This is a genomic window from Dellaglioa sp. CoH-56-MRSF-12, from assembly GCF_056782075.1.
The window spans coordinates 116158-139997 of record NZ_JBXAYD010000002.1; the positions used below are offsets into that span (position 1 = coordinate 116158).

Here is a 23840-nt window from a genome sequence, read left to right on the forward strand (position 1 = left end):
ATGAGGTATCAATTTATGAGACAAACATTTTATCAATTTTTAATGACCGAACGCAATGATCACGGTACGGATGAGGTGTCCCAATTTGCAAATAATGCATTTTATGATCAAAGTTTTCCTAAATTGTCAGATAAGTATGACTTTCTTTCTAATTATCTTGAATTAAATGCAGGATATTTACCTTCAATGACAATTTTTGATGACGCTTGGGCCCGATATTTAGACAAAATGAATTAGTGGGGAATTAAATTATGGAAAAAGATAAAAAAGAAAAACGTTTTAGATTTGGTCGTCATTTTTGGACCTTAATAGGGTCAATTTGTTTATCTTTTATAGTCGGAGCTGCTGCAATGTATTTTTTTGCAATTAGTCAAATTAATACATTAGTTGGGTCATTACAAACGACTAGTTCAGATTTAGCCAAAATTGAGTCTGTTTATTCGGCACTAAATAATTCTTATTATAAAAATATCAGTAAGAAAAAATTAGTCGATGGGGCTATCAATGGTATGGTCGACTCTACTGGAGATAAATTTACGGCCTATTTAGGTAAAGAAGATGCGACTAATTTAAATTCAACTATTTCTAGTAAATTTGTTGGAATCGGTGCTGAAGTCAAAATTAGCAAGAAAAATATTCAGATTGTTTCAGCTATTAAAGGAACACCAGCTAAAAAGGCTGGTTTGAAGACAGATGATATTATCCAAAAAATAGATGGTAAATCTATTTATGGTCTCAGTTTAGAAAAAGCTGTTTCAAAAATTAGAGGTAAAAAAGGAACAATAGTGAAACTAACTATTAAACGTGATTCATCAACATTTAATGTTTCAATAAAACGAGATGATATTCCTGTTAAAACAGTCTATAGTAGTATTTCGAAAAAGAATAAAAAAGTAGGATATATTCAAATTAGTACATTTTCTGAGGATACATCTAACGAAGTCAAATCTGCAGTGAAGTCACTTAGAAAAGATGGCGCTACATCGTTTGTCATTGATGTTCGTGATAATCCAGGTGGCCTTATGGATCAAGCATTAGCGATTGGATCAATGTTCTTAAAAGATGGTCAAACAATTATGCAGGTACAAGGCAAAACGGGTTCTCCTGAAGTATATAAGGCTGGTAAAAAATATGACTCAGGATTTAAAGTCACAGAAAAAACAGCTGTTGTCATTAATAAAGATAGTGCAAGTGCTTCTGAAATTTTAGCAGCCGCACTTAACCAATCTGGTAATGATAAATTAATTGGGTCAACATCTTATGGAAAAGGTACCGTCCAAACAATCAATACCTTTACAGATAAAACAGAATTAAAAGTTACCATTGCTAAATGGCTAACACCTGATGGTTCTTGGATTAATAAAAAAGGGATTAAGCCTACTATTTCAGCTGATTATCCTGCGTATGCTTATTCACCACTAATTAATACTGATAAAACATATAAATATGAAGACGTTACACCTCAAGTTAAAACGATTCAAGTTTACTTAAGCGCACTTAATTATTATAAAGACAAAAATAATGGTTACTTTGGTACATCAACGGTTAATGCAGTAAAAATGTTACAAAAAGAAAATACTTTAACTCAAACGGGCGAAGTTAACAAAGATACTGCTTTAAAAATTGAAACATTAGTTCAGAAAAAAATTTCAAAAAATGATCCTGCCTATGATGCGGCAATTAAATCGTTAACAAATTAATAAAAGACTGAAGAGGGCGAAACTAAATAGCGGAACTCTCTTCTTTTTGTGCACAAATTAAGGTATTCTGATTAAGAGAGTTAAATATAAAGAATTAAGCAAGTTAATTAAAAGTTTACTTGGCTTAACAAGGAGAATTTAAATGACAGTAATCCAATGGTTCCCAGGACATATGGCAAAAGCCTTAAGATTAGTAAAGGAAAAATTAAACTTAGTAGATATCGTACTTGAATTAGTTGATGCAAGATTGCCTGAATCATCTAGAAATCCGCAACTTGAGCAATTACTTGCAACAAAACCTCATATTATGGTTTTAACAAAAAAAGATATGGCCGATCCGAACGTTACTGCACGTTGGCTACAGTACTATGAAAACAAAGGAATTCCGGCAGTTGCAGTAGATAGTCAACACGGACAACTTAACGCTATCGAGAAAAAAATTAACGTTGTTTTAAAAGATAAAATAGCGTTACGAGAAAGTAAAGGTATCCTCCAACAACGAGTTAAGGTAATGTGTATCGGAATTCCGAATGTTGGAAAATCGACGTTACTAAATCATTTGTTAAGTAAAAATGTCGCCATAACTGGAAATAGACCTGGGGTGACAAAAGCACAGCAATGGTTAAAAGCCGGAAAATCAATGTCTCTTTTAGATACACCAGGTATTTTATGGCCCAAATTTGAAGATCAAGAAATCGGTAAACGTCTTGCTTTAACAGGAGCAATAAAAGACTCTTTATATGCAAAAGATGACATTGCATTATACGGGTTAGAACATTTTAAACAAACAAATCCAAAGGCATTACAAGAGAAATATAAATTAACGGATGAACAAATGCAGTTAAGTAATGTTGATTTATTATTAGATTTAACAAAAAAAATGGGTTTCAAAGAAGATTATGATCGTGCGAGTGAGAGAATTATATTTGATATTAGACAAGGTAAACTTGGTCGTTATACCTTAGAAATCCCTCAATTGGGTGGCGAATAGTTGTGACCAAATTTACAATTTCTCAAGTAAAAGAACATTTATTGAATAATCCATCGGATAATTTTATGCAAGAAATAGCTAAAGACTCTCGCAAAGGAGTTATTAAGCTTTTAATCCAATATAATAATAGACAAAAAAAACTAGTTGAACACCAAGAATTATTTAATCGTAGGTTAGTAATAGAAAGAGACCTATGGCAGAATGGTATTCCTTACATCGCTGGTATTGATGAGGTTGGAAGAGGACCGTTAGCTGGTCCAGTTGTTAGTGCAGCAGTTATTTTACCTCATAATTTCAATCTAATTGACGTGAATGATTCGAAAAAATTATCTGCATCTATGCGTGAAGCATTATACGTTGAAATATTAGCTACAGCTGTTTCAGTTGGTATATCTGTGATAAATAATCAAACAATTGATGAAGTTAATATATATCAAGCATCAAGAATTGCTATGTTAGAAGCTGTTAATTCATTGGACGTGAAACCACAACAATTATTGATTGATGCTATGACGATTGATAGCGATATTCCGCAGGAAAGTTTCATTAAAGGCGATTCTAAAAGTGCTAGTATTGCTGCTGCTAGTATCGTTGCTAAGGTTTACCGAGATCATCTCATGAACTTTTACAATGAATTATATCCAGGATACGATTTCAATCATAATGATGGATATGGAACTAAAAAACATTTAGCAGGACTTAGCAAATTAGGAGTCACTCCAATTCATCGTCGAACATTTGAACCAATTAAATCTATTCTAAAAAAATAATGAAATAAATTGCGTACCTTATTAGTATTAATGACTAATAAGGAGAAACAATGACAATAAGAGACACTTTAATTAAACTTAGACTATGTTCTGAAATAACGTATATTGGCGAAAATAAAATTTTTGATTGGTTACAACAGAATCCAAGTTGTACTGATTTAACTCTAGATGTAATTAAATCCATTTTAAATTTAAATAGTAAAAAAATAGCTAGTTTCAGTAAAGCTTACACTAGTATTTCATTGAAAAATGAGGTTATTACCAATAAGTTACATTCAACAATTGTGACTATTATTGATGAGGACTATCCGTATCGACTAAAAGAATGCTATCGACCACCAATTGTTCTTTTTATGCGAGGAAATACGCAATTATTAAATCGACAATCACTTGCTGTTGTTGGTGCTCGGCAAAGAACTGACTACTCAATAGAAGTAATACGATTATTATTACCAAATAGTATCCAAAATGATAAGGTAATTTTAAGCGGATTAGCAGCCGGCGTTGATACCTTGGCACACCAATTTACAATAGCTAACGGAGCAGATACAATTGCTGTTATTGGGACAGGTTTAAATATTTATTATCCAAAAATTAATGAAGATTTACAAATTGAAATTAGCAAAAAGGGACTTTTATTATCTGAGTACGGACTGAATACAGGACCACAACGTAATCATTTCCCTGAAAGAAATCGAATTATTGCAGGCCTTTGTGAATGCTTATTAGTTACAGAGGCTAAACACCATAGTGGTAGTCTTATAACTGCCAATTTAGCATTGCAAGAAAATCGCACAGTACTAGCTGTACCCGGATCAATTATTAGTCCTCTTTCACTTGGGTGTAATGAACTAATAATAGCCGGTGCAATGCCGATTATTAACGGTGAACAGATACTTGCAGAGTTCTATGAAAACTAGTTACGCTTGACAAGTCTCTCTAATATGCTTTAAGATTACTAACGATTTTAAAAATGTTATTGCTTACAATATAAATACTACGAAGGAGTTCAATTATGCCAGTAACCAAAAAGAAAAAGAGAACGCCGGCAAAAAAAAATCTAGTTATTGTTGAATCACCTTCTAAGGCTAAAACAATTGAAAAATACCTAGGCAGCAACTACCATGTTGTCGCTAGTCTTGGACATATTAGAGATTTACCACGAAGTAAAATGGGAGTTGACGTTGAAAACAACTATGATCCTCATTACATTTCAATTCGTGGTAAAGGCGATGTTATTAAAAGTTTAAAAAAAGAAGCTAAAAAAGCTAAAAATGTTTATCTAGCAGCCGATCCTGATCGTGAAGGCGAGGCAATTGCATGGCATTTATCTCATATTTTAGATTTAGATATCACGGACAAAAATCGTGTTGTTTTTAATGAAATTACAAAAGATGCAGTTAAAAATGCTTTTAATGATCCTAGATCAATTGATATGAATTTAGTTGATGCACAACAAGCTCGCCGTATTTTAGATAGATTAGTTGGTTATTCAATTAGTCCTTTATTATGGGCTAAAATAAAAAAAGGCTTAAGTGCTGGTCGAGTTCAGTCTATTGCTTTGAATTTAATTATTGATAGAGAAAAAGAAATTCGTGCATTTATACCAGAGGAATACTGGACTATTGATTCTGAATTTAAAAAAGGTAAAGAGAAATTTGATGCAGCTTTTTATGGTATTAAGGGAAAGAAAAAAGCACTTCATGATAATGAAGATGTTAAAAAAGTAATGGCATTAATTGATACAAAACAAGATTTTGATATCACCGCTGTCACAAAAAAAGAACGTAAAAGATTTCCAGCTTTACCATTTACTACAAGTACAATGCAACAAGATGCTAATAGAAAATTAAACTTTCGTACAAGAAAAACGATGATGGTTGCACAACAATTATATGAAGGAATTCATCTCGGAAAACAGGGTACTGTTGGTTTAATCACTTACATGCGTACCGACTCGACTCGTGTATCTACGACTGCCAAACATGAAACTGCTCAATTTTTACACGAAAAGTATGGTGAAGATTATGCAGCTATTAAGCCACGCAAAGGTAAATTACAAGAAGGTGCACAGGACGCACATGAAGCAATTAGACCTTCCTCTGTTTTACGTACACCTGCTTCAATGAAGGATTATTTAAGTAATGATCAAATGAAGTTATATAAATTAATTTGGTCGCGATTTGTTGCCAGTCAAATGACACCAGCTGTAATGGATACAATGTCTGTATCTATTGAACAAAATGGCGTTACTTATCATACTTCTGGGTCAAAGACTAAGTTTGCAGGTTATACAAAAATTTATGAGGATAACAAAAAGACTGATAATATTTTACCGGATTTAAAAGTTGGCGATCATGTTAAGTTAGCTAAAAATCAGCCTAACCAACATTTTACTCAGCCACCTGCTAGATTCACTGAAGCAAATTTAATTAAAACACTTGAAGAAAATGGTGTTGGACGTCCATCAACGTATGCACCAACCTTGGATACTATTCAACGTCGATATTATGTGAAATTAATTGCTAAGCGTTTTGAACCAACTGAACTGGGTGAAATTGTAGATGATATGATTGAAGCTTATTTTAGTGATATTGTGAATGTTAAATTTACTGCTGAATTAGAAAAAGGTCTTGATAACATTGAAGTCGGAGACGAAAATTGGGTTAAAGTTGTTGATGATTTTTATAAACCATTTTCAAAAAATGTTGAACATGCCCAAGAAACAATTGAGAAAGTTCAAATTAAAGATGAACCAGCTGGATTTAATTGTGAAATTTGTGGGTCACCGATGGTTATTAAGATGGGCCGATATGGTAAATTTTTTGCATGTACGCGTTTTCCAGATTGTCGTAATACAAAAGCAATCGTTAAAGAAATTGGTGTAACTTGTCCATTGTGTCAGCAAGGGGAAGTAATTGAACGTAAATCTAAACGAAATCGTTTATTCTATGGTTGCTCAAGATACCCAGATTGTGAATTCGTATCATGGGATAAACCTATTGGTCGCGAATGTCCAAAATGTCAACATTATTTAATTGAGAAAAAAGTAAAAGGTGGAAAACAAGTCAAATGTAGTAATTGTGACTATGAAGAAGCGGTTCAAAAATAATTGAATCTAACTAGCAGGGGGATTATATAATGGAAAATACTAGCGTTAATGTAATCGGTGCTGGTCTTGCCGGTAGTGAAGCTGCATGGCAGATTGCCAAGCGAGGAGTTCATGTTAATTTATACGAGATGCGCCCTATCAAAATGACACCAGCGCATCATACTGAGAATTTTGCTGAACTAGTTTGTACGAATTCTTTAAGAGCTAATCAAATTACGAATGCCGTTGGTCTTTTGAAGGAAGAGATGAGACAGTTAGATTCAGTTATTATGAAGTCAGCTGACCATAATGCAATTCCGGCTGGCGGTGCGCTAGCCGTTGACCGTGATAAATTTTCTGGTGAGATAACTGATTTAGTTAAAAATCATGAAAATATTACGGTTATCAATGAAGAGTTAACTGAACTACCAAAAGGTCCAACAATTGTTGCGACAGGTCCTTTAACATCATCAGGTTTAGCAGAATCAATTAAACAATTAAATGGTAGTGAGGGACTTTATTTTTATGATGCAGCTGCACCAATTTTAGAAAAATCATCATTAAATATGGATAAAATCTACTTAAAATCACGATATGATAAAGGTGATGCTGCATACCTTAATTGTCCAATGACTAAAGAGGAATTTATAACCTTTTATAAGGCACTAATAGGGGCCGAAACTGCTGAAATGCATGATTTTGAAGATGAAAAATTTTTCGAAGGTTGTATGCCAATTGAAGAAATGGCTAGAAGAGGCGCTAAAACAATGTTATTTGGCCCTTTAAAACCAGTTGGATTAGAAGACCCTAAGACTGGTAGAACACCTTTTGCCGTTGTCCAATTGCGTCAAGACAATGCAGTCGGTGACTTATACAATATTGTTGGTTTCCAAACGCATCTTAAATGGGGCGAACAAAAGAATGTTTTCTCACTAATTCCAGGTTTAGAAAATGTTGAATTTGTTCGTTATGGTGTTATGCATCGTAATACATTTATGCGTTCTCCTGATACACTGGAACCAACATATCAGTCTAAATTTAGAAATGATTTATTTTTTGCTGGTCAAATGACAGGTGTTGAAGGCTATGTAGAAAGTGCTGCAAGTGGATTATTAGCAGGGATCAATGCCGCACATCTTGTTTTAGGAGAAGAGCTAGTCGTACTTCCTAAAACAACTGTGATGGGAGCTATGGCCCATTATATAACACATGCCAGTGGTAAACATTTTCAGCCGATGAATGCTAACTTTGGTATTATCCCTAAATTAGGCACAAAAATTCGAGATAAACAAGAAAAAAATCAAGCGGTTGCAAATCGTGCTCTAGAGCATTTAGCAATTGTTAAACCAAGTCTTTAAATATTTATGAAATATCTGATAAAATAATTGAGTTATACTTCATTGTTGTGCTACAGTAGTAGCGTTCAATGAAGTTTTTTTATACAATAAATGAGTAACATGGAGGAGTTTATTATGGCAACTGTTTCATTTCATGCAACAACAATTTGTGCCGTTAAGCATAATGGTCACTGTGCAATGGCCGGTGATGGCCAAGTCACAATGGGTGAAAAAGTTATTATGAAGGGGACTGCTAGAAAAGTTCGTCGCATATATAACGATCAAGTAGTTGTTGGTTTCGCTGGTAGCGTTGCCGACGCATTTAATCTTGAAGAACGATTTGAAAAAAAATTAAATGAATTTAGTGGTAATTTACAACGTGCAGCAGTTGAATTAGCTCAGGATTGGCGTAGTGAACAATCCTTACAAAAATTAGAAGCACTTTTGATTGTAATGAACAGTAATGAAATGTTATTAGTTTCTGGTAGTGGAGAAGTAATTGAACCTGACGATGACATTTTAGCAATCGGATCTGGCGGAAATTTTGCTTTGTCTGCTGCAAAGGCACTTAAGCATCATACAACTGATATGTCAGCTAAAGAAATTGCTGAGGCATCAATTAATATTGCCGGTGATATTGATATTTTTACTAACCATCATGTCATCTCAGAAGAATTATAGAAAGCGGGTAAATTTATGACTATAAGTGATAAAACACCAAAACAGATTGTTACAGAACTAGATCAATACGTTATCGGTCAAAATGATGCAAAAAAGGCCATTGCTGTTGCATTACGTAATAGATATCGTCGGATGCAACTTTCTGAATCAATGCAAAAAGATGTTACACCTAAAAATTTAATGATGATTGGGCCAACTGGTGTAGGTAAAACTGAAATTGCTCGTCGTTTGGCAACAATGCTTGAAGCACCATTTATTAAAGTTGAAGCAACAAAATTCACTGAAGTTGGTTACGCTGGACGTGATGTTGAATCAATGGTACGTGACTTGGTTGACGTGTCAATTAAATTAGAAGAAGATGCTCAATATGGCCGTGTTTCAGGCGCAGCTGAACGTATGGCTGATAAACGACTTGTAAAACTTCTAGTTCCAGGTATTAAAAAACAAAAAAAAGCCGAGAATGTTAATCTTATGCAAATGATGTCTCAAATTCAAAAAGGTCAAATACCTGCCGGATTAGATGCAAAAGATGAAGAGGAGGTCACTGACGACATTAGAAATGAACGACTATCTGTATCGGAACAACTAAGTCGTGGTTTATTAGAAAATAACGAAGTGACAATTAAAGTTGATGAACCTAAACAGCCTTCTGGTATGAATGGCATGATGGGACAAATGGGCATCGACTTAGGAGATACCTTAAGTGCATTAACACCAACACGCCAAGTAGAAAGAACGTTAACCGTAGCAGAAGCCCGTAAAATTTTAATTCGTGAAGAATCAAAAAAATTAGTTAATGTAGCAGATATCAATCAAGCTGCAATTGAACGTGCTGAAAACACTGGAATTATTTTTATTGATGAAATTGATAAAATTACTTCAAAATCTCAAAAAAATAGTGGTGAAGTTTCTAGAGAAGGCGTACAACGTGATATTTTACCAATTGTTGAAGGCTCTCAAATTTCAACTAAATATGGTGTTATTAATACTGATCATATCTTGTTTATTGCATCAGGTGCTTTTCATGAAAGTAAACCTAGCGATTTAATTGCTGAACTTCAAGGTCGTTTCCCAATTCGAGTTGAATTAGATGATTTGAGCCAAGCAGATTTTGTTAAAATTCTTACAGAACCTCATAATGCCTTAATTAAACAATATATTGCTTTAATTGGCACTGATAATATTAATGTGACATTTACAATTGAAGCAATTGAGAAAATATCTGAAATTGCTTACAACGTTAACCACGATACTGAAAATATTGGTGCACGCAGACTGCATACAATTCTTGAAAAATTACTTGAAGATTTACTATTTGAGGGTCCAGATATGCAAATGGGTGACATAACAATTACTGAAAGTTATGTTGAAGACAAAATTGGTAACATCGTTGCTGATAAAGATCTTAGTCGTTATATTTTATAGGATAGGGTGAACTAAAATGACAGTTGAACTTAAAAATGATTTCATCACAGTCAAAATTGCTGAACAAGGTGCTGAATTAATCAGTATTACCGGAAATGACACATCTATTGAATATATTTGGCAAGCAGATAAACAATACTGGGGTAGACATGCCCCAGTATTGTTTCCATTTGTTGGGCGTTTAAAAAATGATGAATATGCGTATGATCATAAAACATATAAAATGGGTCAACATGGCTTTGCCCGTGACATGCTTTTTACAGTGGTTTCTAAAAGTAAAACATCAGTTGTTCTGGAATTAGGTTCATCCCCAGAAACAATCTCAAAGTATCCGTTTAATTTTAGATTGAGATTACATTACATTTTAACTAATCATCAAATAAAAGTAATTTACGATGTTTATAACCCCGATGAAAATCCTTTGTTATTTTCTATCGGAGGACACCCAGCATTTAACGTACCACTTAAAAATGCTTATTTAAATCTAGAAAATTATCAAATTGAAGTGGCACCAAATGTTGAAAGACGTCAAATTCCACTAGTTGGACCTTTTAGCGATATCGAAAATGCAAAATCAGTTAAGTTCAACGAACCTATTAAGTTATCTCGCGAAACATTCAAAAATGATGCCTTAATTTACGAATTGAAACAACTAGAAACGACTATCTTACTTTCAACACCTGAAGATGATCATGGTGTTTCCGTGACATTAAATGGTGCAGATTACGTTGGTATCTGGTCGAAATATCCTGAAAATTCACCATTTGTTTGTATTGAACCATGGTGGGGAGTAGCTGATAATATTGAATCTACTGGTAATTTATCAGATAAAAGTAATATTTATACGTTAGAAAAAAATAAATCGTTCGAAGGTTCGTATGAAATCACAGTATTTTAAAAAAAAAATCGATGAAATAATCATCGATTTTTTTTATTTCGTAAATATAATCCAAGACCAAAAGGTACCATACTCTCAGTACCATTTAAAATACGTTTTATGTTGTCTCTATGTTTATAAATAACAAATATAGTCAAAATACCTGCAATACTAGTTAATAACCAATCTTGAAATAATATCGCTGTTATCGTAATACCAATAAATCCAATGACACTTGCAACACTTACCATACTCGTTAAAAGTATTAAAGAAATAAACATGGTACAAGCGATAAGAAAAAATAGCGGATTATACGGTAATAAAATACCCGCACCAGTAGCAACTGCCTTACCACCTTTAAATCCAGTAAATATTGAGAATGTATGTCCAGCTACTGCACCTACACCAATTAGTAAAGGACTAACGGTTGATGCGACCCCAAACATATAAGGGAGGCTTGCAGCTATAATTCCTTTTGATATATCCATCACTAAGACAACAGTCCCTGCTTTTGGTCCAAGAACTCGATAAGTATTAGTTGTACCAACATTACCACTACCAAAATTTCTGATATCCTTTTGATAAAAATATTTTCCAATCCAAACCCCTGATGGAATTGATCCTAAAATATAAGCGATAATCAACATTAATATGATTGTACCCATGATAATTCACTCCTTTCAGCCAGTAAATCCAATAAGTAGTATTTTAACATTCTTTTAAGAAGACACCAAAATTTTTTATAAAATAGAACATCTATTCGGATTTCTCTTTACATTTTAAAAAAGAATAGGTTATTATAGTAACGTTACTGTAGGAATACAGAGTAAGGGGCGTTTAACTGAATGACTAATCAAAATAAAACAAAATACAATGATGATTCAATTCAAGTTCTTGAAGGACTAGAAGCAGTTAGAAAACGACCTGGTATGTATATTGGGTCGACAGATGGCAAGGGATTACATCATCTTGTCTACGAGATTGTTGATAACGCAGTTGATGAAGCCTTGTCAGGATATGGTTCACAAATCGACGTTACAATCCACAGTGATAACAGTATTACTGTTGTAGATTATGGTCGTGGTATGCCTATTGGTATGCATGCATCAGGAATACCAACTGTTGAAGTTATCTTCACTGTCTTACATGCTGGTGGAAAATTTGGCCAAGGCGGATATAAAACGTCTGGTGGACTACATGGCGTTGGCGCAAGTGTCGTTAACGCATTATCTTCATCATTAACAGTTGATACCGTTCGTGATGGTATTCGTTATGAAGAAAAGTTTAAAAATGGTGGGCATCCAGTTGGGACTTTAAAAAAATTAGGTGCAACTAAACGAGCAAATGGAACAACAGTAACTTTTAAACCCGATGAAAGTATTTTTTCAACTACAATTTATAAGTATGATATTTTAGCTGAAAGATTAAAAGAGTCTGCCTTTTTATTACGTGGTGTCAAAATTGTTTTAACAGATGAAAGAACTGATAAACAAGATATCTATCATTTTGAAGAAGGTATTAAAGAATTCGTTGCTTATTTAAACGAAGACAAAGATACACTTGGCGAAGTGATGTATTTTGATGGCATTAAAGATAAAATTGAAGTAGAAGTTGCAGCACAATATAATGATGGCTACTCAGAAAACTTAATGTCCTTTGTTAATAACGTTCGGACAAAAGATGGTGGTACACATGAAGCAGGAATGAAGTCTGCTTGGACAAAAGCATTTAACGAATATGCCAGAAAATTAGGTCTTTTAAAAGATAAAGATCGTAATTTAGAAGGTAGTGATGTTCGAGAGGGCCTTTCAGGAGTCATTTCAGTGCGAATACCTGAAGAGTTATTGCAATTCGAAGGACAAACGAAGGGTAAATTAGGTACACCCGAAGCAAGATCTATCGTCGATAGCGTTCTGAGTGAAAAACTTGGGTTTTATTTGATGGAAAATGGTGAGTTTGCACAAGAACTTGTTAGAAAATCAATTAAAGCTAGAGAGGCTCGAGAAGCAGCTCGTAAGGCTCGTGATGATTCAAGAAATGGGAAAAAGAAAAAGAAAAATGATCGCTTATTATCTGGGAAATTAACACCTGCACAATCGAAAAACGCTAAGAAAAATGAGTTGTTTTTAGTCGAAGGTGATTCTGCCGGTGGTTCAGCTAAACAAGGTCGTGAACGCAAATTCCAAGCCATTCTACCTTTACGTGGTAAGGTATTGAATACTGAAAAGGCAAAATTACAAGATATTTTAAAAAATGAAGAAATTAATACAATGATTTATACAGTTGGCGCAGGTGTTGGTGCTGAATTTAAGCTCGAAGACAGTAACTACGATAAAATTATTATCATGACTGATGCTGATACTGATGGTGCGCACATCCAAACCTTATTATTGACATTTTTCTATAAATATATGCGTCCACTAATTGATGCTGGGAAAATCTATATTGCTTTACCACCTTTATATAAAATTCAAAAAGGAACGGGTAAAAAAATAGAGAGTATCTATGCTTGGACCGATGAAGAGCTTGATAAAGCAACAACAAAAATTGGACGTGGTTACAACCTACAACGATTTAAAGGTCTGGGCGAAATGAATGCAGATCAATTATGGGAAACAACTATGGATCCAATGACAAGAACTTTAGTTAGAATTCGAATTGATGATCCTGCACTTGCTGAAAAAAGAGTGACAACCTTAATGGGCGACAAGGTAGAACCTCGTCGAAATTGGATTGAAGAAAATGTTCAATTTTCACTTGAAGAGGACGGTAGTATCCTTGATAAGGTATCAAGTAAACAAGTTACTGATTTAAAAAATGAAGAAGATTTAACATTATTTGAAGATCAAACAACGACTGACTAAGGAAGGAGGATTATTAATTTGGCTATAGAAAAAGATACATCAAAAATTCAAGAGCTGACCTTAGAAGATGTTATGGGTGAACGATTTGGTCGTTATTCTAAATATATTATTCAAGAACGTGCTTTACCTGATATACGTGATGGCCTAAAACCTGTTCAACGTCGTATTTTATACGCAATGAATCAAGATGGTAACACATATGATAAAGGGTTTAGAAAATCTGCTAAATCTGTCGGAAATGTTATGGGTAATTTTCATCCTCATGGAGATAGCTCAATTTACGAAGCTATGGTCCGTATGAGTCAAAACTGGAAATTACGAACACCATTAATTGAAATGCACGGAAATAATGGGTCAATGGATGGTGATTCTCCTGCCGCAATGCGTTACACAGAAGCTCGTACAAGTAAAATTGCGACTGAAATGCTACGTGATATTGAAAAAGAAACGGTTGATTTCGTATTGAATTTTGATGATACGGAGTATGAACCAACTGTTTTACCAGCAAGATTTCCTAATTTGTTAGTAAATGGTGCAACGGGAATTTCAGCTGGGTATGCAACTGAAATTCCACCTCATAATTTAAGCGAGGTTGTTGATGCCGTTGTTTATTTAATTGGTCATCCAAATGCGACTTTAGATAAATTAATGTCATTCGTTAAGGGCCCCGATTTTCCAACCGGTGGTATTTTACAAGGACTATCCGGCATCCAGAGTGCTTATAAAACGGGGCGTGGTAAAGTAGTCGTTCGTTCTAGAACTGAGATTCAAGAACTAAAGGGTGGTAAAACACAAATTATTATTTCAGAAATTCCATACGAAGTGAATAAAGCTGTTCTTGTTAAAAAGATGGATGAAATTCGCTTATTAAAAAAAGTTGATGGGATTGCTGAAGTTCGAGATGAAAGTGATCGTGAAGGACTACAAATTGCAATTGAATTAAAACGCAACGTCAATGCACAAGGTATTTTAAATTATTTATTTAAAAATACTGATTTACAAATTTCGTATAATTTCAATATGGTTGCAATTAACCATCAACGACCTGAGTTAGTTGGCTTAAAAAAATTCTTATCTTCGTACTTAGAGTATCAATTAAGTGTTACGAAAAAAAGAACTGAATTTGATTTAAAAAAGGCTGAGTCTCGTCAACATATCGTTGAAGGGTTAATTAAAGCTTTATCAATTTTAGATAAAGTAATTAAAGCAATCCGTGCAAGTAAAGATAAAAAGAGTGCTAAATTAAGCTTAATGGATCTGTTCGATTTCACAGAAAAACAAGCTGAAGCAATTGTTTCATTACAACTGTACCGCTTGTCTAATACAGATGTGACTGCGCTTGAAAAAGAAAATGCAGAGCTTGCTGCAAAAATTATTGATTACAAAGCAATATTGGCAGATCCTAGTAAGTTATCTGATGTTGTGAAAAAAGAGCTTAAACAAGTATCTAAAGAATATGCCACACCTCGACTAACTGAAATTCAAGAACATATTGAAGACATTAAGATTGAAACAGCAGTTTTAGTAACTCCCGAAGATGTTCAAGTATTAGTTAGCCGTGATGGTTATCTCAAACGTAGCTCATTACGGTCATTTAACGCCTCAGGAGTAAATGAGAATGGTTTGAAAAACGAAGATCAAATTGTATTTAATGAATCTGTTAACACATTAGATCATCTATTTATGTTTACAAATAAGGGAAATATGATTTACCGTCCAATTCATGAAATAACTGAGGCAAAGTGGAAAGATACTGGGGAACATATTTCACAAACTATTGGATTAGATACTGATGAATATTTAATTAAAGCATTTTCTTTCAAAAAAGTGAATGTCCCTGGTAAATTTGTTTTTGCAACTAAAAATGGATTCATTAAACAAACACTGGTTTCCGACTTACAACCCGGACGAACTTATAAAGGTCATGCAAGTAAATTCATGAAATTGAAGGAAGCTAACGATGATGTTATCTTGATTTCATACTTGAAAGAAACGGATGACTCGTTATTCATTTTTAGTGCTTCACATGATGGGTATGGATTAAAGTATCCTCTCGAAGAAGTTCCTGTTGTCGGATCTAAAGCAGCTGGTGTAATCGCGATGAATCTTAAGAAGGATGATTATGTTGCCGCTACTTGTTTAGTAACTGAACATAGTCAGATTGGATTATTAACACAGCGCGGTTCATTTAAGCGTATGGCTGTATCAGAAGTGAGCTCGACAAGTAGGGCGAAACGTGGCGTTCTTGTTCTTAGAGAGCTTAAGAAGGAACCTCATAGAGTCGTTGGCATGAAACTCATTACTAAAGATGTGAATTTAAATGCCCTTACTGAAAGTGGCAATGAATTTATTATCGAACCAATGTCATATCCGCTATCTGATAGATATTCAAATGGTTCATTTGTTATTGATACAGAACAATTAGGAATACCTAATAATTTAAATGAGATTAATTAATAATTAAATTGTTAAAAAAAGGCAAATTTGTTTGCTCTTTTTTTTTATTACGCTTATTATACTAATATGACTATTAATTTCTAGAACTGAGGAGATCACGCTAATATGAAAACAAAGCAAGAAAATATATTTTCATCAAAAACGTTAACATATTTTTTACAGCTTGCAGATATAATGAATTATACGCAAGCAGCCCAAATATTAGGAATCACACAACCTGCATTAACACAGCAAATTAAAAAATTAGAAAGAACAGTTGGTGCACCACTTTTTTATTCTGTTGGTAAAAAATTACATCTTTCTGATGCTGGCTATACAATGCTAGATGCAACACACCAAATCTATGAAACATTAAATAAAGCAACGAATGAAATTCAACAATCAACAAGTGCAACACAAGGAGAAATTACTATCGGGATTTTGGCTTCAATCGAAGACGAAGTGTTTGATGATTTTGTTATCCAGTACTATAAAAATAATCCAGATATTATTGTGTCATTCCATTTACTAACGCGTAAAGAAATTTGGAGTGAACTTGAGAATAATAAAATTGATTTAGCTATTATGTATCTTCCAGATGAAAGTATTAAAAACTGGAAACCATACGAAAGTAAGAAAATCTTTACTGAAGATTTATTGTTTTTACATCATAATGAAAAGTTATCTTCTAAAAAGAAAGTTAGACTTCAAGAAACAATTGATAATGTTTGGGTCACTTATCCAAGTGATTATTATCTTGATAAAACAATTAAAACAATTTATCAAAATCAATTAGTTAACCTGCCAAAGAGTGTTGCTAGATTTACATCACCCACACAGATTTTAAAATTTGCTCGTGCAACACATGCTTATTCAGCATTACCAACTTCATTTTTAACGGCTCATCCTGAAAGCAAAGACCTTTGGACATCTCATTTTGATCCAGAAATAAAATTTGATTTGTCATTTGTCTTTAGAAAAGATAAAGATGAAATTCCTAGAAATGAACATTTTTTAAATGCATTTGATAAATTTTTAGAAGAAAAAGATTACATGACTCGACTTAAAGAAATTAACAAATAAAAAGGAGATTATAATAATGACTAAACAATTAATTTTTGGACATCAAAGTCCTGATACAGACGCAGTTGTAGCTGCTAAAGCATTCTCATATCTACAAAATAAATTAGGTTTCGATACTGAAGCCGTTACCTTAGGAACATTAAGTGAAGAAACAAAATTTGTTTTAGATTACTTTAATGAACCTGAACCAAGAATTATTGAAACAGCTAAAAATGAGGTTGAATCAGTTATGTTAGTTGATCATAATGAATCTCAACAAAGTGTTTCTGATATCGCTGATCTTGTTGTAACAGACGTTGTCGATCATCATCGTATTGCTAATTTCACAACCAATATGCCTCTTAATTTCCGCGCAGAGGCTGTCGGTTGTTCAAGTACCATCCTATGGAAAATGTTTAATGAAAACAATATTGAAATTCCTGCTAATATTGCAGGATTAATGATGTCAGCTATTATTTCTGATACATTGTTATTCAAATCACCTACAACGACTCCAGTTGATATTGAAGCAACTAAAGCACTTTCTAAAATTAGTAACACTGATTACAATGTATACGGATTAGATATGTTAAAAGCTGGAACTAATTTATCTAGCAAAACTGAAACAGAATTGATTAACGGAGATGCCAAATCTTTTGATATGGCTGGTAAAACAGTACGTGTTGCTCAAGTTAATACCGTTGATTTAGAAGAAGTTTTTAACCGTGAAGCTGCACTAGTTTCAGCGATTGAAGATGATAGTAAAGCTAATAATTATGATTTATTCTTACTATTAGTTACAAATATCCTAGACAGTGATTCAGAACTATTAGTTGTTGGAGAACCTAAAGAAATGGTTGAAAAAGCCTTCAACACAAAACTTTCTGATAACAAATTGTCATTACCTGGTGTTGTTTCAAGAAAAAAACAAGTTGTTCCTCAATTACAAGCTGTTTTTGAAGCTTAATAAAAAATCTTAAAAGTTTAGACTTTATCTCTAAGCTTTTTTATTTTAAGGAGAATTTAGGATGCTACCTGAAGAACAAATTCAAGCAGTTAAAATATATACGCAAAATAAATTAGCGTCAGATACTTCTGGACATGACTTTGCTCATATTGAACGAGTCGTTACAAATTCAAAAACGATTGCCTCAGAAATTCATAATATCAATTATTTAATAATTGTTCTTAGTAGTTATTTACATGACGTAATTGATGATAAAGTAGTCGATAATGTTAAAGAAGAAGTAACTAATTTAACAAATTTTTTAACATCTATTGATTTAACTTCACTTCAAATTAATGATATTTTAATAATTATTAAATCAATTTCTTTTAAAAACCAATTGAACGATAATACTATTAACTTGCCCGAAGAAGCAAAAGTTGTTCAAGATGCTGATCGATTAGATGCAATTGGTGCTGTCGGTATTGCTAGAACTTTTTATTACGGTGGACATGTTGGCAGTAAAATATATGATCCACATCGTGGTCCAAGAAGAAATATGACCCCAGAAGAATACAGGAATATTGAGAATCAAACGGTCATTAACCATTTCTACGAAAAGTTATTGACACTTACAGAAACAATGAACACTGAACCAGGAAAACGAATGGCTAAAAATAGACATCAAATTATGTTAGATTTCCTTGAGAATTTCAAATCTGAATGGGAAGGAAAGTCATAAAATAAAAACGATTAACTCAATATCGAGTTAATCGTTTTTATTTTATAATTTATTAATAGCATTCCGTTGTTCTTCATCAATCATATGGGTATATAACGCAGTTGCACTTGTCGAACTCTGACCCAATTGTGTTGCTACAAGTTGTTCATTCTTCGTCTCTAGGTACAATTTAGAAGCGAGTGTATGGCGTAGTTTATGCGGCGTAACACGGACTTTAAATGCAGATGAGTACTTGGCTACCAATTTTTCAATTGTACCACTCTCAATGCGTTTTCCAATTCCACGATATGATGAACAAAATAGGGCTTTTTCCATTTTATCTACTTTATAGTTCATTGTACGCACTTCAATATATTTAACAAGATAGGGGATTACCCACGGTGCAATTGGCACAGTATCCTTCTTGCCACCTTTTCGAATGACGGTAATATTATTTGTTTTTAAATTTAAATCAGGTAGGTCACTATTTGCAACTTCTGAAACCCGTAAACCACTACCTAGCATTAAAGCGTTAATAGCAATATCGCGATCTTTATCCCGTTTGAAAAAGGAAAGACCTTTAGGCTTTAACAAATCGGCATATTTTTGATCAATAAAGTTAATATAATCACGATCTTCAGTTCCAAGCATTAATTTATCTTTAATATTTGCTGCACGTGTAGCAAACGTTTCGTTATCTTTTACGACAGTAATTTTTTTCATCACATTACGATAAAAATATGGCTCTCCATCTTCTTTTTCCGTTTCTTCAGAAAGATACCTGAACAATGAAGAAATCGCTGTTAGAGAACGATTTACAGTGCTCCTAGAGAGTTGTGTGTTGCTATTTGCATTATTTGATTTACTTCTAGAAAGTAGGGAGGATTTATATAGTTCCATATCTTCCTTTTTTAAATGTTCTAAAACACTAATATCGATTGTCTTAATTGATTTTTCGTTAACAATACCTTCTGCCAGTAACCAATCAAAAAAACGTCTAAACTCTGTTAAATATTGATATAACGTTGCATTGGATAGGGGGATTGTAGATTTAGATTGATAGTATTCCTGCGCATACCAAGGTTGGTACTGTAATTCATTCTCAATTAATTCTAAATATTTTTCTTTTCTCAAAAATACACCTCATTATAACGGATAGTTTAATACGTAGAGAATAACACATTAAAGAGTTACAATTCAACTTTAATGAAAGTTGAACGCAAAATGTTCTTATATCAAACAGTATGATACATATTATTTAAAATTAGTGTTTATTCACAAAATAACTAATATATTTAATACTTTAGATTTTAAGTAATCCTTATATAGCTAATACCATAATTTGGCAAATTATGGTCGTCATGCTTGATATGTATCTACAAATATTAGTGTTAATTATATAATTTATTGGAGAATAATAATTGTAAATATATTTTATGATGAACAAATTATATTTACATAAAATAAAATGAGCGAGATACAAATACAAAACGAATGATAATTTAAATAGACTTGTTTAAAATCAGTAAGATATTGCGCTACTAAACTTTCATTAAATTGTGTGTTTTAACTAAAGTTGGATAGTGTTAATATGATAAGTCTCAATTTACCACTCATTTGATGCTTTTAAACTTTATCTATTAACTTAAAATTATTTTCTCCGACATACTATTATCTAGTCACAGTTACATCTTAATTATTATTTGAAAACAAAAAACTAACAACCGATTAAACCGGTTGTTAGTTTTAATAACTCTTAAGCTTGATCAAAGTCTTTAATCCACGCTAATGCTAATGCTTTTTCACCTAAATGTGTCCCAATGACTGGTCCAAAGTAACTGATATCAAATGTCATATCAGGATATTTCTTCTTCATTTTAGTCTGCCACTTAATTGCTGACGTTTCATCATTTGCATGAATAATAAGTCCACGTAAAGGATAATCAACAGATGCACGATGCTCTTCAAATAAATCTTCTACACGCTTAATTGCCTTCTTAGTTGATCTAATCTTTTCAAATGCAACAATTTTATTTGAAACACTATCAAATGTTAAAATTGGCTTAATTTTAAGAACACTTCCAATAAAGGCTGAAGCATTAGACAAACGACCGCCTCGTACAAGATTTTGCAAATCATCAACAATGAAATATTCACCTAACGTTGTCTTCAAATCATCTAATCGGGCAATGATATCATCGATAGAGGCATCTTCTTTAGCCATTTTAGCAGCTTCCAAAGCTAAATATCCCATTAACATAACTGTGATACCAGAATCATACGGTATCACACGAGTTGACTCAATTGTTGGTGCTATATTTTTTAAATTATCAATAAATCCTGAAATTGTATTTGTTAAATGAATACTTAAAATAATATCATAGCCTTCGCTACCTAATTTATCATATAAGTTAATCATTTCCCCAACAGAAGGCTGTGAGGTACTTGGAAAGGATGCAGATGTCTTTAATTTTTCATAGAATCCTTCAGTTGTAATATCAACGCCTTCATTATAAATTTTATTGTCAATAATGACTGGGATAGGAATTATAGTAATATTGTTCTCTTCAATCTGATCTTTAGATAGGTACGAAGTACTATCTGTTACAATTGCTATTTTCATTAATTAAACACCTCATTTTATGACGGTTTAAACGTCAGTCCTCGTTAGACTTTTGTCTAAGCGATTTAATAATATTCTTAATAAATTTTGTTCATCTTCTGGCCACTTTTCAAAAATAGTTGCTTCAAGTTCAGTAAAACCTTTATCAACTGCTTTTGACGACTCAACGCCGATTTCAGTCATTGTATAAATCAATTGGCGTTTATCGTCACCGATACTATGCTTATCAAGCATTTCTTTTTCAACTAAGCGTTTTAATTGTCGACTTAGTGTTGAGATATCTAGATCTGTTTCTACGGCCAATTTTTCCTGTGTGTTAAATTTAGCACTTATTTTCTTTAATAACTGCCACTCAGATATTGTTAATTGATTTTTTTTAGTTAAACGTTGTAAAATCACTTTATACTGTTTATCAATTGATAGTAAGTTTTCAAGACTTGTTTTCATTTTGTTGACCCCTTAAATTCGATATACCTTGCATTATACAATATATAGACTAAAAATGGCAAGAAAACTATTCAATAATGATTCTTTGCGATTTATCGTTTAAAACGTTACACTTGTAGTTATTAAACATATTTTATAGAAAGTGAGTTGATTAAATGTCATTTGATGGCGTTTTTACTCATGCAATGATTAGTGAACTAAGAACCAAACTAATCGGTGGTCGGGTCTCAAAAATATCACAACCCTACCCTAATGAGGTTATTATTACAATTCGTGCAAATAGAAAGAATCAACCCTTACTATTATCTGCACATTCAAGTTATGCTCGTGCACAAATTACAAATATTCCCTATTCAAATCCTAAAACACCAACTAATTTTACTATGATGCTTCGTAAATATTTAGAGAGCGGTCAACTTGTAGCAATTGATCAGATTGCTAATGATCGTATTATTAATTTTTCATTTTTAACTAGAAATGAACTTGGTGATGAACAACCTCTAATTTTAAGTTTAGAAATGATGGGACGTTATAGTAATTGTCTACTAATTAATCCAACTAATGATAAGGTTTTGGATACCATTAAACATATTAGTTCAGACCAAAATCGATATCGTATGCTAATACCTGGTGCAACCTATCGTCAGCCACCAGCTCAAGATAAATTAAATCCATTTACAGATACAACTGATACATTTAAAAAACTTTTATCCGAGTTTCCAAATAAGGAAGTCCTAGCGAAGGAACTTCAAAATAGCTATCAAGGTCTCGCTGGTCAATCTAGTTTAGATCTTGCAACTGCACTTCATACTAATGTTGAAGACCCTAGTGTCAGCTGGTCAACTTTCTTCACACAATTTGATACACCGACACCAACTATTTTATCTGGCAAACGTCTTGATTTTTCGGCCATTCCAAATAAAGAAATTGGTACTGGTCAAGAATTCGATTCATTAAGCGAAATGCTGGATACTTACTATCTCGATAAAGCAAATAAAGACCGCGTTCAACAACAAGGTAGCCATTTAATCCGCGTTGTTAAAAATGAGCTCAAAAAGAACCGTGGTAAACAAAAAAAATTAGAAAAAACTTTAAAAAATACTGAAACAGCGGATCAATTACGGGTCCAAGGTGAATTATTAACTACTTATCTTCACTTAGTTAAACAAGGAATGACAGAAGTTTCATTACCTAATTTCTATGATAATGAAAAAGAAATGACCATTCAATTATCCAATCAAATTTCACCTTCAAAAAATGCACAAAAATATTTTAAAAAATATCAAAAACAAAAGAATGCAGTTATATTTGTTAATGAGCAACTTCTCCTAAATAAAAAAGAAATTGCTTACTTAGAAGAAATTCAATCAGAAATCGAGTTAGCTGAACCTAAAGACTTACCAGATATTAAGGTTGAATTACAACAACAAGGTTTATTAAAAGAACAAAAATTGAATAAAAATAAAAAAGCAATTAAAATTAAAATAAGTAAACCAGATGAATATTATGCAACAGATGGAACCCTTATCTCTGTTGGTAAGAATAATCTTCAAAATGATCAACTAACCATGAAGACAGCCAATAAATCTGACATCTGGCTACATGCTAAAAACATTCCTGGTTCCCATGTAATTATTCACAGTTCTAATCCTAGTGATGAAACAGTCACAGAAGCGGCTAACTTAGCTGCTTATTTCTCAAAATATCGTCAATCAGCATCTGTTCCAGTAGATTATATCCAAGTTAAACGGATTAAAAAGCCCAATGGCTCAAAGCCAGGTTTTGTTGTCTACGAAGGTCAAAACTCAACCTTTATTACACCAGACTTACAAAAAATTATGGCTATGCGTCGTAAATAAAAAGTTTCAA

The 23840-nt window shown here is 32.9% G+C and carries 20 protein-coding genes; 16 read left to right on the forward strand and 4 right to left on the reverse strand.

Features of this window, described 5'->3' with window-relative positions; genetic code table 11:
- The first annotated feature begins 15 nt into the window (after nucleotides 1–15).
- The 10 genes from AC1RPY_RS02370 (at nucleotide 16) to AC1RPY_RS02415 (ending at nucleotide 10893) form a co-directional block, all read left to right on the forward strand.
- On the forward strand, nucleotides 16–237 hold the full coding sequence (locus tag AC1RPY_RS02370; RefSeq protein ID WP_409022525.1) for a YozE family protein: 222 nt from the start codon (nucleotides 16–18) through the stop codon (nucleotides 235–237).
- Between the two features lie 14 nt (nucleotides 238–251).
- Complete coding sequence (locus AC1RPY_RS02375; protein WP_481761331.1) at nucleotides 252–1700, forward strand: S41 family peptidase; 1449 nt, start codon at nucleotides 252–254, stop codon at nucleotides 1698–1700.
- A 142-nt stretch (nucleotides 1701–1842) separates the two neighbouring features.
- A complete protein-coding gene (ylqF, locus tag AC1RPY_RS02380) occupies nucleotides 1843–2691 on the forward strand; it encodes a ribosome biogenesis GTPase YlqF (RefSeq protein ID WP_481761330.1) in 849 nt (282 codons plus the stop codon).
- A 2-nt stretch (nucleotides 2692–2693) separates the two neighbouring features.
- Nucleotides 2694–3461: a ribonuclease HII gene (locus AC1RPY_RS02385; protein WP_481761329.1), complete on the forward strand. Its 768-nt coding sequence runs from the start codon at nucleotides 2694–2696 to the stop codon at nucleotides 3459–3461.
- 50 nt (nucleotides 3462–3511) lie between these two features.
- Complete coding sequence (dprA, locus tag AC1RPY_RS02390; protein WP_481761328.1) at nucleotides 3512–4381, forward strand: DNA-processing protein DprA; 870 nt, start codon at nucleotides 3512–3514, stop codon at nucleotides 4379–4381.
- A gap of 95 nt (nucleotides 4382–4476) precedes the next feature.
- The gene (gene topA / locus AC1RPY_RS02395) at nucleotides 4477–6573 is read left to right on the forward strand and encodes a type I DNA topoisomerase (protein ID WP_481761327.1); all 2097 of its coding nucleotides are present in this window, start codon (nucleotides 4477–4479) and stop codon (nucleotides 6571–6573) included.
- A 29-nt stretch (nucleotides 6574–6602) separates the two neighbouring features.
- The gene (trmFO, locus tag AC1RPY_RS02400; protein ID WP_481761326.1) at nucleotides 6603–7910 is read left to right on the forward strand and encodes an FADH(2)-oxidizing methylenetetrahydrofolate--tRNA-(uracil(54)-C(5))-methyltransferase TrmFO; all 1308 of its coding nucleotides are present in this window, start codon (nucleotides 6603–6605) and stop codon (nucleotides 7908–7910) included.
- A 114-nt stretch (nucleotides 7911–8024) separates the two neighbouring features.
- The gene (gene hslV, locus AC1RPY_RS02405) at nucleotides 8025–8570 is read left to right on the forward strand and encodes an HslVU peptidase proteolytic subunit (RefSeq protein ID WP_409022532.1); all 546 of its coding nucleotides are present in this window, start codon (nucleotides 8025–8027) and stop codon (nucleotides 8568–8570) included.
- A 15-nt stretch (nucleotides 8571–8585) separates the two neighbouring features.
- Nucleotides 8586–9995, forward strand: a complete 1410-nt coding sequence (gene hslU / locus AC1RPY_RS02410) for an ATP-dependent protease ATPase subunit HslU (RefSeq protein WP_409022533.1) — start codon at nucleotides 8586–8588, stop codon at nucleotides 9993–9995.
- A gap of 16 nt (nucleotides 9996–10011) precedes the next feature.
- Complete coding sequence (locus AC1RPY_RS02415) at nucleotides 10012–10893, forward strand: aldose 1-epimerase family protein (protein WP_481761325.1); 882 nt, start codon at nucleotides 10012–10014, stop codon at nucleotides 10891–10893.
- A 20-nt stretch (nucleotides 10894–10913) separates the two neighbouring features.
- On the opposite strand, the gene plsY is transcribed toward AC1RPY_RS02415, so the two are convergent.
- On the reverse strand, nucleotides 10914–11537 hold the full coding sequence (gene plsY, locus AC1RPY_RS02420) for a glycerol-3-phosphate 1-O-acyltransferase PlsY (protein WP_481761324.1): 624 nt from the start codon (nucleotides 11535–11537) through the stop codon (nucleotides 10914–10916).
- A 180-nt stretch (nucleotides 11538–11717) separates the two neighbouring features.
- On the opposite strand from plsY, the gene parE reads away from it, so the two are divergent.
- From parE to AC1RPY_RS02445, 5 genes are all read left to right on the forward strand, one after another.
- On the forward strand, nucleotides 11718–13736 hold the full coding sequence (gene parE, locus AC1RPY_RS02425) for a DNA topoisomerase IV subunit B (protein ID WP_481761323.1): 2019 nt from the start codon (nucleotides 11718–11720) through the stop codon (nucleotides 13734–13736).
- Between the two features lie 24 nt (nucleotides 13737–13760).
- Nucleotides 13761–16193: a DNA topoisomerase IV subunit A gene (gene parC, locus AC1RPY_RS02430; RefSeq protein WP_481761409.1), complete on the forward strand. Its 2433-nt coding sequence runs from the start codon at nucleotides 13761–13763 to the stop codon at nucleotides 16191–16193.
- Between the two features lie 105 nt (nucleotides 16194–16298).
- On the forward strand, nucleotides 16299–17255 hold the full coding sequence (locus tag AC1RPY_RS02435) for a LysR family transcriptional regulator (protein WP_481761322.1): 957 nt from the start codon (nucleotides 16299–16301) through the stop codon (nucleotides 17253–17255).
- 16 nt (nucleotides 17256–17271) lie between these two features.
- On the forward strand, nucleotides 17272–18201 hold the full coding sequence (locus AC1RPY_RS02440) for a manganese-dependent inorganic pyrophosphatase (protein ID WP_481761321.1): 930 nt from the start codon (nucleotides 17272–17274) through the stop codon (nucleotides 18199–18201).
- Nucleotides 18202–18262: 61 nt separating this feature from the next.
- A complete protein-coding gene (locus AC1RPY_RS02445; RefSeq protein ID WP_481761319.1) occupies nucleotides 18263–18922 on the forward strand; it encodes an HD domain-containing protein in 660 nt (219 codons plus the stop codon).
- A 42-nt stretch (nucleotides 18923–18964) separates the two neighbouring features.
- Here AC1RPY_RS02445 and xerS read toward each other — a convergent pair whose 3' ends face one another.
- The 3 genes from xerS to AC1RPY_RS02460 all read right to left on the reverse strand — a co-directional run bounded on the left by xerS (nucleotide 18965) and on the right by AC1RPY_RS02460 (nucleotide 21971).
- Nucleotides 18965–20035 (reverse strand): tyrosine recombinase XerS, encoded by a 1071-nt coding sequence (gene xerS, locus AC1RPY_RS02450; RefSeq protein WP_409022540.1) that lies wholly within the window; start codon nucleotides 20033–20035, stop codon nucleotides 18965–18967.
- A 622-nt stretch (nucleotides 20036–20657) separates the two neighbouring features.
- Complete coding sequence (locus AC1RPY_RS02455) at nucleotides 20658–21524, reverse strand: DegV family protein (RefSeq protein ID WP_481761318.1); 867 nt, start codon at nucleotides 21522–21524, stop codon at nucleotides 20658–20660.
- 27 nt (nucleotides 21525–21551) lie between these two features.
- On the reverse strand, nucleotides 21552–21971 hold the full coding sequence (locus AC1RPY_RS02460; RefSeq protein WP_481761317.1) for a MarR family winged helix-turn-helix transcriptional regulator: 420 nt from the start codon (nucleotides 21969–21971) through the stop codon (nucleotides 21552–21554).
- 155 nt (nucleotides 21972–22126) lie between these two features.
- Here AC1RPY_RS02460 and AC1RPY_RS02465 point away from each other — a divergent pair, with 155 nt between their 5' ends.
- Nucleotides 22127–23830, forward strand: a complete 1704-nt coding sequence (locus AC1RPY_RS02465) for an NFACT RNA binding domain-containing protein (protein ID WP_481761316.1) — start codon at nucleotides 22127–22129, stop codon at nucleotides 23828–23830.
- The last annotated feature ends 10 nt before the right edge of the window (nucleotides 23831–23840 follow it).